The organism is Microbulbifer variabilis (assembly GCF_020524905.1).
Lineage (GTDB): Bacteria > Pseudomonadota > Gammaproteobacteria > Pseudomonadales > Cellvibrionaceae > Microbulbifer > Microbulbifer variabilis_A.
Genome location: NZ_JAIVKI010000020.1, coordinates 44,963 through 57,861 on the forward strand (window position 1 = coordinate 44,963; position 12,899 = coordinate 57,861).

Annotated in this window: 7 protein-coding genes; all 7 read right to left on the bottom strand. The window is 45.0% G+C overall.

Annotated elements, in window-relative coordinates:
- Positions 1-80: 80 nt before the first annotated feature.
- The 7 genes from LC073_RS18150 to LC073_RS18180 all read right to left on the bottom strand — a co-directional run bounded on the left by LC073_RS18150 (position 81) and on the right by LC073_RS18180 (position 12,889).
- Complete coding sequence (locus LC073_RS18150; protein ID WP_226648736.1) at positions 81-413, bottom strand: hypothetical protein; 333 nt, start codon at positions 411-413, stop codon at positions 81-83.
- A 181-nt stretch (positions 414-594) separates the two neighbouring features.
- Positions 595-927: a hypothetical protein gene (locus tag LC073_RS18155; protein WP_226648737.1), complete on the bottom strand. Its 333-nt coding sequence runs from the start codon at positions 925-927 to the stop codon at positions 595-597.
- Between the two features lie 855 nt (positions 928-1,782).
- Entirely contained in the window at positions 1,783-2,088 is a 306-nt protein-coding gene (locus tag LC073_RS18160) for a hypothetical protein (protein WP_226648738.1), read from the bottom strand.
- Between the two features lie 221 nt (positions 2,089-2,309).
- On the bottom strand, positions 2,310-2,600 hold the full coding sequence (locus LC073_RS18165; protein WP_226648739.1) for a hypothetical protein: 291 nt from the start codon (positions 2,598-2,600) through the stop codon (positions 2,310-2,312).
- Positions 2,597-9,820 (bottom strand): FG-GAP-like repeat-containing protein, encoded by a 7,224-nt coding sequence (locus tag LC073_RS18170; RefSeq protein WP_226648740.1) that lies wholly within the window; start codon positions 9,818-9,820, stop codon positions 2,597-2,599. The genes LC073_RS18165 and LC073_RS18170 overlap by 4 nt, the downstream gene beginning before the upstream one ends.
- A gap of 677 nt (positions 9,821-10,497) precedes the next feature.
- Entirely contained in the window at positions 10,498-11,400 is a 903-nt protein-coding gene (locus LC073_RS18175) for an SMP-30/gluconolactonase/LRE family protein (RefSeq protein ID WP_226648741.1), read from the bottom strand.
- 115 nt (positions 11,401-11,515) lie between these two features.
- Positions 11,516-12,889 (bottom strand): glutamate decarboxylase, encoded by a 1,374-nt coding sequence (locus LC073_RS18180; RefSeq protein ID WP_226648742.1) that lies wholly within the window; start codon positions 12,887-12,889, stop codon positions 11,516-11,518.
- Positions 12,890-12,899: the final 10 nt, after the last annotated feature.

A 12,899-nucleotide genomic window follows, 5' to 3' on the forward strand; every position in this document is an offset into this window, starting at 1 on the left:
CCTTCCAATCCGACACCTAGTATAGTGCCCGCCAAAGCTCAAATAAAATTCCTAATATCGATCCATTGGAGATATAGAGCTTATTGTTCAATTTCTATAATTGCGAGTTTACAGCGTTGTGGCGTAGTGGAATCATAACGATCCACCCACACATTAATCCTCTTTTCAGATAATTGTGCAGCAGTCACTAAAGACATAACCATTTTCTTGACATCCGAATCTACTGACGCGTCCAAACCGATTTTGTTGCCATAGCAGTTAGCCGAATCAGGCATACTATAAATCGAACCCCCCCCACTGGATGACACCCGAACCCAGGGGGCGCCATCAGAAGCAAAAGGCCCTTCTGATGCCGACACAGATATGCTTAAAAAAAACAACCCAGAAACCAAAAGTTCATTTAACCTTTTCATTTACACCTCTTGATAGAAGAATATCCGCAGAGAGTGAAGCAGATAACTTTGTATTTAATGACTGCGAAAACAAGGATGGATCGACCCTAAAAAATAGCACCTTTTCTTGGGACATTTTTATTGGCACTTTTCATATAATGTCTAAATTTACATTGTTACAAACCTATCAGCTATAGCAGGATCACTGATCAATTTCGATGAAGACCAGATTACAACGTTGCGGTATTGTTGAGTCATAGCGATCTATCCAAACATTAATCTTCTTCCCAGACATTTGTGCAGCAGTCACTAAAGAAAATGCCATCTCCATCATATCTGGATCTTCCGAATTGCTCACATTGATTTTATTCTGATAACAATTAACCGGATCAGGCATACGATAAATTGTCATACTTCCACTGGATGATAACCGTACCCAAGGGGCACCATCAGAAGTAAAAGGACCTTCAGACGCCGACACAGAACCACTCAACAAAAGCACCCAGAAAAACAAACGCCTTTTTAACTTACTCATTTTAAATACCCTAAAGGAACCAATAGAAGCCAATACTAATTATTACATCTAAATCAACATATCGTGAAAAGGAGAGTACAGATAGTAAGCATTTTTATAGACGCCCGACTCACCACAAAAGCTACTCACCCATATAAATAAGAGTTCATTTAAGGGGCACTTTGCAACATCTTCATTCTTGGCCTGAAAATAGCGCCAATATCTTAATTTTCCTATAGAACCGATAAATTGTAAGAATCTAAAAAATCAGAAATCTTGATAAATATAACTGACAGTTATGATCTTTTCTTCACAGCTCGGAACCTTTACTGAAACTTTTTTTCCCGTAGTTGATGCGGCAAGTAACATTGAAAACCAAGCTTTTTTTACCTCCGAGTCAAGATAAAACGTATAATAGCCATTGTTTGAAATATTTATACACGGATCATCTTCCAAACGAAAACTAACAGATTGCCTATAGGGGAAAATCCTTCCCACTGAACCGACATTCAGCTCCGCAAAGGACTTGCACGCAAGCAAGGAAAAGATCAAAAAAATCAATATCTTTTTCATATCAACCCACAAAAAAACTTTCAACAAAGCGACCACAAAAACGAGAGTAATTAAGGAATATCAACCCGACCGCATCAGCGAGAAAATATCACCTCCAAATGCGATCAACCCTGCAACCTCAGCAGCAAAATAGTATTATGCCTTACTCCCAAATACTCTGCGCTTTCAGCTAGAACGAAAGCGCCAGGGTAAAACCAGCTTAGATGCATTGGCAATTACCCCAAAAAAAGAAACCTTAGCTTGATCTTCACAGATAGAAAAGAACAGAAACTGCTAAAAATTCGACAATCTTAGGTTCCATTATTAATCCATAAAAATGTAAACAACTGTCTTAACTCCCCCTTCGCAAGCCTCAACTCGCACCGAAACTTCCTTTCCAGAATTCGCCGCAGCCAGCAATATGGTAAACCAAGCTTTTTTAACATCCGTATCAAGCTCAAATTCGTAATACTCACCTTTAGAATTTACATTGCAAGGATCATTTTTCAAACGGAACTTTACCGAAGTTCCACTAGGATAAATCCTTTCCACCAATCCAATATTTGTGGTAGCAGCAAACGTCCCCGCAGAAAGAAAAGAAACGATCAAAAAAATGAATGCTTTTTTCATATCAACCTCTGAAAAACCATAAAAACAATAAATCATTCAAAGCAAATAAGACAGATCTTACCTTGCTTCTAACCCAGCCGCACTTAGCCAAAAAGATATTCTCGAAAGCCAAATCCGTACCGGCCACTTACTCCCAGCCCCATCCTTCTCACAAAGAACCATATAGCGCCAATACGTTACTCTGACCCCATTTATTCCTTGACTTGCAGCCATAAAGCTAACTATTCCATACAAACAATTTCTTCATTAACAAAATCACCGTTTTGCTGTTTGATAAACTGCTCATATATACCATTGCACTCTCCATCTGAAGTCACCTCGAAACAAATCAAATAATCACCAGCAGAATTTACATACCAGTTGGGAGAATCCAAGACCGGTTGGATTTTTGGATTAACTCCCTTTACTACTCGACTCCAACCATTCGATTTCAAATCAAAGGCACAAGAGCTAGATTCATTCACAGCACAACCTGTAAATAAAAAACACATAGCAGTAATTAAAAACTTCATCTTTTCCAGCCCTCTCCCATTACCGGGCAACTCCAGCTTGTGGCTGACGAATCACCACAACTATGAGCCCTACTTCCAAAGAAACCAGGAGATCGAGGGCCATACATATGATTGCCTTTATCATCGAACATAAACACACCTCTAAAATGTTCTCTATTTCCTCGATAGAGACGATAAGTTTGCTTATCCCTACCTGAAAAGCCAAGATTATTTGGATGGTAGTGGTTTAAAGCAACCAAGCCTTTCAAGCCCGTTGTATTCCACGTAATACTTTGATTGGTATAACTCGTAACCGGAGCGCTGTTGTAAAAGGTTTGAACACCATCACCATTCACATGCCCAAGAATTGTAGCGACTCCATATTCGTGATCTGTTCCGGCAGCTAACCGGGCATTTTGTGCTGCCGTTTCTCCAGCTTGTAAAGCTTCATCTAATGACAAGTGTAGGCTGAGAGGATCTCCGTTCTCATCAAAAAATACGGGTTTCGCGACAACCCCATTACTCTTACCACTGCCATCTCCTGTGGTAACAATCTCATCGCCACCGCCACCCATCGAACTCACAGCAAACACAAACGCCGCAGTCACCGCTCCATTTGCAAACTTACCTCCTGTTAATCTGGTGACTGTGCCTCCGACTACTGTACCAACAACAAATTGCCCTGCACCACTACCAATATTCCCTACTAGTGGGCCAGCAGCAGTAGATACTCCAGCTGAAACAAAACCATGACCAAACTTACCACCTTGTAGAACTGACATAACCCCTCCCGTAATTGCATTAGCAGCAACTTTGGCAGCAAACGCTTGATAGGTTAAATCGGTACCGAAAGCTCCACTTCCTGATGTTGCGGCACAGGATGAACAATTCGAGAAAAAATCCCCGATTTTTTGGAAAGCAAAACTAGACACACCAGCTATAACAGCACTTTTAAAAGCATCGCTATAAGAGCCTCCAAAGGCCATTGTCATATCATATGCACCTGCTGCAGCACAAAGAGGCGCATAGGGACCACAAGCCATAGAGGCTACTGCATTCAAAATGCCACTCCACTGAGGTCCAATGGCTTTGAAAACCATTTGCATCGGACTAAGTAACTTACGAAGACTGAAGTAGCCACTAGGATCACTAGCATTCAGCGGATTATTCCGCACATAGCTATAGCGGTTGTACATCTGCGTATCGGCAGCCGCCTGGATAAATGGGTCCGCCTGCATAAAGCGCCCCAGACGCGGTTCATAGATACGGCCATTCATATGAATCAGCCCCACCTCATCCAGCATTTCATGGCCGGTGTAACCACGGGTGGTACGGCTGTGATCGAAATTTGAAAGTGCAGTCAGGGATAACGCATTCCAGTTGGCGCTGTTGCGGCGCTGCCCCCAGGCATCGAAGGACATTTCCTGCACCACCTTACCGGCTTTATCGGTAATCAGGTCCATGGAACCCAGGTGGTCCTTGTAGAGGAACAGCTTATCGATCGAGAGTACCTTGAATTCCTTGTCGGTTTTTACGGTATAGACTGCTGTGCCCACCAGGTGACGCTTCCACTCGATCTCATTGGGCTTGCTGGACTTCTGGATACGCTCGATACCGCCGATATACCAGGTTTCTGTCACTTCCCCGTTACTACTATTGGTGTCCTTGCGGTAGTAGCGGCTATGGCTGGGATCATAGAGGAACTCAGTGGTGTTATTTCCCTTCTTGATTACGGAGGCTTTATCGAAGGTGGTGTAGCTGATGGTACGGCCACCGTCGAAACCATCCGAAGTCATATTGCCGTTGAGGTCATAGTTATAACTAACGCTTCCAGCGGTTGTTACCGCATGGGGGCCAGCGCCATTTTCGCCGTAGACATACTCTCCCACGCCGGCTTTATAAATGATATTGCCGATAGCGTTATAGCGGATGTCCTGTTCGGAGGCGCTGAGGCCACTACAGCTGAAGTTGCTACTACCCACATGGGTTTTGATCAGACGGTTGAGTTTGTCATAGCAGAAGCTCTCACGCAGATCCTTGCTTCCACTTTGGTTGTGACGGCTGGTGAGGTTACCGAGGGTATCCCACTGGTAGCTGATGTTTTGAATACCAAAGGTTCCCAATACCGTAGAGGTCTGGTTTGTCAGACGACCGGTATCAGCCTCGTAGCTGTAGCTGGTGGTTGCGCCGTTACCTAACAGTTGTTCTTTCAGCTGTCCACGAGCGGTCTGGGCTTTCACTTCCTGAATCAGGTCTCCAGTGGCCAGGTCTACCACCTTGTAGAGATATCCATAGGCATTGTAGAAATTCTGAGTCCCTGATTTACCCCCATCGAGCATGCTATCCAGCGCGTCGTAGCTGTATTCAACACGGCCATGCCCATCAAATACCGTGGTGGTGACGTAGGAGGGTTGCGCACCGGCCCCATCAACATCTACCGCCTGGATATGGTTTCGGCCAACCTGGTCGTACTGATACACAGCCTGATAGCCAGAGACGCTGTCCATGACCATCTCTACCTGCCCTAATCCATTGGTGGCACTGTCATACAACCAGGAGACATCGCTAGAGGGTTTAGAGGAACCCTTGAGCTTTTCAATGCGAGTGGACTGTCGACCCAATAGATCATAGGTTAACTCTACGGTATGACCATTCGCGCTGGTTTGCTTTTTCAGTTCGCCGAAGCCAGTATATTCGTAGTGCCACTCTCCCTTATCCGGGTCGTCCATACGGACTTTTCGGCCCAAGTCGTCGTATTCGATCGTGACCACAATGGGATAGCTGAGGCCGTCGCCCTCATCGATATGTGCACCGGCAGTATTCGCCTTGCCCCAGGATTTGGCTTTATGCAAATTGCCCTGGCTGTCGTATTCATAAGTCAGTCGACCATCGATAGCATCGATAACTTCAACCAACTCGCCAGCAACATTTTTAATCTCCGTTTTTTGCTGGCCCTTATCATTGGTGGTGATGGTCTTAAAGCCGCTATAAGTCATGCTGGACACAGAGTCATCTGGCGCAGTCACTCGGCTCGGGCGACCGAGCAGGTCGTACTCCATTTCAGACCATAGGCGGGTATCACCAGAGAAATAAGGCTCACTGGCAAACTTCACCCGGCCCAGGTTATCGTATTCTTTATCGGTATAGATTTTACTGTTGAAGCCCTTGGTTTCAGTTCTTATAGAACGCCCAAGTACGTCGAAGTATTCCCTACTCCAGCTACCGGTACTGCTGTGAGTAGTCACCATATATTGTGCACCGGCCGGGCAGCCGATTACACAACGCTCATAATCTGTCAGTTTATCTGCACCGGTATTGCTCTGGCTGACGGTTTCACGGCCAAACTTATCGTAGGCAAACACGGTTTCCAGCCCATTCATCCCTTTAACTTCCAACGGAGCGCCAAAGTGATTGCGGGAAACTACCCTTTCGGTTAGGTGGTCGAGGGCATTGTAGCTTTCAAACACATAGCGGCCGGAAAGGTCATACACCGTTCTTGCACTGCGCGCGGTTTCGCCGGGAGCCGTTACCGTCTTCTTAACAACATTGCCAAAATCGTCATACTCGTAGTCGATGGTCTGTTTGTACTCTGGCCTATTGGGCTCAATAACCTCGCTTTTCAAAAGACCTTTATGTACGCCTGATGAATAATAAGTAAAGGCTGATTCCCTGATATGGCTGGACATACCGGGTCGGGTACTAGTCACTTTTGTAGAAGTGAGGCGGCCTTTTTCTTTTTCCCAAACGGTGCTGCCATAAGTATTTTGAATTTTCTTGACAAACTCCTCGCCGGAGACACCCTCTTTTGTGACAACATCAATACTTAGCGCATTGCCATAGGCATCGTAACTGTTTGTGGTGGTAACGCTTTGCAGCAATTCTCCCTGTGTACTACCCGCATCCTTTAAGTCATAAGTTTCTTCCACCGCTTCGTAAATATAGGGTTGGTAAGGTGGCAGAGGTTTCCCGCTACCATTCCATCCCTGTAAACGCCAATTGTTGGTCGCCCGGCTGAGTAGCTGCCCTTCGGCTGTACGAGTTTCGGTCTTTAACGGCATGCCCACAAAGGGGAAGTCCTGGCGGTAAGTGGTTTCTGTTACCACCCCGGTCTGATCATCAGTGTTGCTGATTTTCTGGAAACCCAGCATACCCCGGCCGGCAGCCTGGAGTTTCATCTGATGGTAGTGGTAGGACACAGAACTAAAGGCGGATTGGTCTACAGAACCCGGTGATGCAGCGGCGGCGGGGGCAGAACTCTCCACCTTAGCAACCAGGTACATAGGGCTAAGGATATCCAATACCGGCTTATCTTTACCTAAAGTGTGGCTATCCGCAGGCAGGTCCCAATCGCCATTCAGTGCGGTATAGAAAGCTTTACTACTACCTTCCGTTTCCATATCCAGACGGGAATAGAGCTCATCGCGTCGCATGTTCTGATAACTGATATTGGTAACATTACCAAGGCCATTATCGATCTTATTAATAACATTGCGCGGAATATTCTTATATTGCGAATCGCGGTTATTATCCAGGCGGGTATACACTTTACCGCTAGAGGCATCATAGCGGTGATAATCGGCCTCTCCATCGCCATTCGTGTCCGCAAACCACACCATATCATTAGCAGTTATATCGCCACAATCTGTAGAGCTGCCCGAACAAGGAAAGAGATGATCAAAAATTCTGCGATCAGCATAGTCAATAAAATTACCGGTATTTTGATCAAAGAAGCGAACTACAACATCATTGTAGGGAGCAGAAACCGGCCAGACAAAATCCTGGTAACCATCATTATTCAAGTCGACAAAAGACCCTTTACTACCACCGAGGAGCCCCAGATCGGTAAAGCCTGTCCCAGTGCTGAGCTTGCTATAAAAACTCCCTGAGTTTCCAGGGTAGGCAACATCCGTGAGACCGTCGCCATTAATATCGATCGCAATGGGGCTTTTTGAAGTATTTGTCGTCGAGAATACACCAATAGAGCGGAATTCCTTTGCCTCTTGATCAAATACTGCGGCTTCAAATCCAGCAGAAGTTGCCACCAGGATATCCATGGCGCCATCGCCATTAAAGTCCCCCAGGGTATCTGGTACGCGGCCGCTAGCCTTCATGCTGGCAGCGCCAGAAATATTCAGAGGATAACTGGTGTATTCATCACTGAACTTGTAATAACGATAAGATGAAGCATCTTCCTCTCCTGAAGGCTCCAACAGTCGAACGCCTACTTTCGCTCCAGAACTGCTGCTATAACTAACGGAGATATAATCAGCCAGACCATCGCCGTTAAAATCGGCAAATATGGCATCTTTATTTGATCTGCCGGTATTAATCGGTACGGAATTCAGCCTCCAGCTTTTATTGCCGCTGTCGTATCGACTCAGGAAGACCAGCCAATATCCAGCAGGGAAACCATAATTAGAACGAGGATTATATATCGCCAGATCATGGCGACCGTCACCATTATAATCCAATACCCTTATAGAGAACCCTGAATCAACATTGGCGCCGGTAAAGTATTCGGAGGTAAAAACGCCGCCAATGAAGTCCTGCTTTATAAATACTGAACCATAGGAAATCGCATATTTAACGCGAATATCCGTATCGCTCCCATCATCCGCGTACCCTTCGATCCAGACGATATCTTGCTTGCCATCGCCATTAAAATCTGCGTATTTATAATCAGATAGAAAACGGTGCTTAGTAGGAGAGAAATCAATAGCTTCAGACTTACTTCCATATTGGTGCCACGGCGCCTGTAGCCATTCGAAACTGATCGCAGGGAGACAACTAGAACCTACACACTCCTGCAATGAGGTCAGTAAGGAAGTTCTATCATTATATTCTTCCCTGGGAATGAAGGGCAGGACTGGGTTATATCCCAGGTTGTACTCGCGAATCACTTTGCCATTGGATCTGGAGGTAATTTTTTCCAAGCGCTTAGTGGTTTTGAGTTCATAGCCTGCGGTATAGCCCCGAAGGTGCTCCGGGCGATCTTCATAGAAAAATGCCACTTCCGCTTCATAGGAACCCGAACCATAAGCATAACGGATAGACCGTACACGATGTCCCGACTCCGAATCGCCCTCATACAAGAATTCGATAGGGTTACCGACGCTATCCTCAAAACGATTTTGGGCCCAAGTGAGTACATTGCTACCTGCAAGTTGCTTGGAGTCACTACTATTACCGTAGTAACTAACTGATCCATCCTTACGCTCCACCTTAAAATACGACGGCTTGCCAAGACTGCCACCTATTGAAGTGACAGTGGCAAAAGAATCCATCTCAGTTTTGTATACCGCACCCACAGCGCCATATTGAGAGCCGCTCACTTGTATTAAGCGCTGCCCATCCAGGCAAAATCTATCTGACTCGGTCCAGTTAATAGGACCAACATTACCGTCAATTGACAATGTCTGGCGACAACGGGAAATTCCAGAAAGACCACCAATAGCCCAGCCTTTACCAACCAGGCCATTGCCACCACTACTGCTATAGTTCAGTGAAATCTCGGGTACAACTCCCGCTGTACCTGCGGCAGTGGCTATTGGGAAGGAGTAGGTTGCCGCGCCGGATTCATTAACACGGAATTGACCACCAGAGGCCCCCGCCATATTAGGCGATTGGATATTGGCAGGGGTGGAATATTCACCAAAAGCACCGGACTCATCTGCATGGAAAACAAAATCCCCCGCAGTGATATCGTCCTTCCCATCATCATTCTTATCCTGCACCACCACAGAGTCGACTCCCACACTGGCGAGGATTGCTGCAGCATAAGCAATTGTGTCATCACTATTATCGGTAGAGAGAGTTTGAACAAGCGCTGGCAAGCCATTTCCCTGAGCATGAATAACCAGGGGCATGGAGGCAAGAAGGAGTAAATCTGTTGCACCGTCACCATTAAAATCACCCAACAGCGAAAGGTTTTCTTCTAATCGCTCAAGGTTTGCAATTTCTAGTTCGGTTAGGGTCTCTTCCACAGGATCTTCATAACTCTCCTTGTCTTTTCTTAAGTACAAAACAAAGTTTGGAAGCTGCGGCATTACCAGGGGAGTAATTATGTCTCCATGGATAAGTATAATTGGGCGGTTATACTCGAAGTAAAGATCTTCACGCCCATCATCGTTGATATCTCCTTGATAAATGGTATACCCATTTTTTTGTATTCCCGAAGTAGCAGCCACTGCAGAAGAAAAAGTGGCACAAAGCACCAACAAGAAGAAATAAGAAACGCGCATAACTATCTCTATAAAGATATCAACAGGGTCAATCTTTTAAGGCAAGAAAATGGAAATTTATACCTTATTAAAATGCTTCAGAAGTATTTTTTTTCAGTTCAATCTTCATGAGCAGTCAATCTCAGAACGCAGTATTCCCCATGAAATACACCACGCCCAAGAAAGACGCGGAGTATAATAGTCGTATGTTTTTCAAACAAACCAAAAGTTCGCAAATAAATTTATTTAGACTAGCTAGTCGAGAAAGAAAGGTAAATTATTTTATTTAAATATAATAAAGGGGTTAATAGTAACAATATAAATTTTATAAAAAGAAAATAATCCTAAAAATCAGGTATTGAAATGTGAAAGAAAAGTTCAAATTTTTTGTGACTCAATTAAGCACTCCATCACCCACTATCTTTAGATCACCTTCACTACGAAAACCTAAACCACCTACACCGAACAAAGGAACAATAAAAACTAATCTCAAGAACTAACAGAAAACAATCTCCCAATTAAAGTTAAAGGAAGAGAGTTTATTGAGGAAAATTTTACGAGAATTAACTAAACAAAAGGTTATTCAGCTAAAGCGGAGATAGGAGGGCCACCAGCCATCATGCTTAAATGAAAACTTAAACACTAAAGCTAGTCATATTAGCTGAGGGGAACCAGTATCTAGTGATATATCTGATTTATCACCCACGTAAGACTGTCACCTTAGGACGATATAGGTCCCTACCACGACATTTGAGATTTAACCATTCCAGGCAGCCAGCATCCAAAACCGTCACCACCGCCCCACCCTTATCATCCTCACAAAATGCGATATTAGTTGGGCGCATCCCGCAGGTAGTTATGCGCTCGACTATCTTGCCATCACAATCGAGAACGCTCACATTACCCTGGCCAAATACGGCACAGTAAAGACGGCCATCATCACCAAAAGCCATTCCATCTGGCCCACTAAAACCATCAGGAGATCCCAAGATGACATTGCCAAAAAGCTCGGCTTCAATGGGTACTTGAGAGGTGAGATCATATCGATAAATATTTCCTGTTACAGTTTCGCTTACATATAGCCGTTTATCGACATCAAATGCGATTCCATTTGCGAAAGACAAACCGGCGTCTATTAGCCTTAGGATGTGGCCATTACGGGGGTCAATTTCAAATACCCTTCCGTCATATTGACATTGCCTGAAGTCAGCACGAACTACCTGCCCCTCGACAAACTTATCTGGATCAATGCCAGAATCAGTCATATAGAGCAAGCCATTTTTTCCAAACGCTAAATCATTTGGCCAAAGATAGGGACGATCCTTAGGCCCTTCATAAATATTAAGCACCTTACCATCGGGCTTCATACGCACCAATTTTTTACCCCCTCCTCCGGCTATCCACAGATTGCCATCACCATCGATTGCCATGCCGTTGGGACGCCAACCTGGATGCCCTACCAGTTGATATCGCCCATGTTTATCAATACGGCTCACACAATTGCGCGCATTCGACATTTCGGCAATATATACTTGTCCGTCAGGTAAACAGACTGGTCCTTCCGGTTCCTGCAAATCACTGTAAAGTATGCGCCTTTCCATAGAATTCACCGTACAATTCAATCTACGTAGCAACTCGAATTAAAGAGCTTTACTCTAATGATTAACTCGCATTAATAGAGCAATCGATTAATCATTGTCGATAGTCCTCCAGCAATTAACACTTACTCGTTGCCACCTTATGGGGATCATGCAGTTTTGGAGGTGTAGCATTTCCACCATGTTGCTCCAACCATTCACACGCGTGAATAATGTCATCAGCCAGGCCATTGATAGCATTCAGGTTTAAATGTGGGCGCACCACGATACGCAAGGAATTTACCGATTGAGCATTGGGAGGCATTGAATAGGCCGACAACACCCAACCCCGTTCACGTACCTTGTCAGATATATCGTATTCATTAAAATTAGTAATTTTATCATTCAAGGTCATTGCGACCACAGGAATACGCTGGGTTTTGTTCATAATCTCGAAGTAACCGCTATCCACCAACCTACTGCGTAAAGTCTGAGCATTAGACAGAGTGTGCGACATAATATCTCTATATCCCTTAAAGCCCAGACGAATAAAATTGTAATATTGATAAGCAACAGGTGACGCATTTCTACTGAAATTTAATGTGGCCGTGGGCATTTCACCGCCCAGATAATTGACATAGAACATTAAATCTTCATCGAAGACTGACCGCTCACGGAAAATTACCCAGCCCAACCCCGGCGGTACCAAACCAAATTTATGCCCCGAGGCATTAATGGATTTCACCCGTGGCAGTCGAAAATCCCAGTGATAGTTTGGATATAAAAATGGATTTACAAATCCCCCAGAAGCACCATCAATATGCATGGGAATGTCATGGCCGGTTTTCTCCTGGTGGCGATCCAGCCAGTTATGAATTGCACGAAAGGAATCATCTTCCCCGGTAAAAGTCTGCCCGGCAATCGCCACCACGGCGATGGTATTTTCATCAACCAACTCATCCAGATGTTCGCTGTTAAAGCGATAGTGCCCAGGCTTTAGGGGAGCTATACGCGGTTCCACATCGAAGTAGCGCATAAACTTTTCCCAAACGATTTGAACATTGGCTCCGGTAACCAGGTTTGGTCTGGATGTATTCTTACCAGCTTTCTCCCTCTGTTTGCGCCAATTCCATTTGTGAGCTAAGCCCGCCAGCATACAGGCCTCAGAAGAACCAATGGTGGCTGCACCATAAGGCTCCACACCTTTGGGCCCATTCCACAGTTCATGCAGCCATCGCACCATACGCGCTTCCATGGCGAATAACTGTGGGTACATATCGTGGTCGATATAGTTCTTCAAGTAGTGATTCTTGGCTACATCGAAAGCTTCTGGCTCAGTAAAGGTAGTAACAAAAGAGGAGAGATTCATAGCCGGTTTGGCATCAGACCAGGTTTCGCTGGTCACTATGGATTCCGCTGCATAAGCTGAGATGCTATCCCTGGGAAAGTGATCCTCGGGGATATCCTCATTATATTCATCAAAGAACATATCGAATGGAGACTTCTGTTTCACGACCGACCTC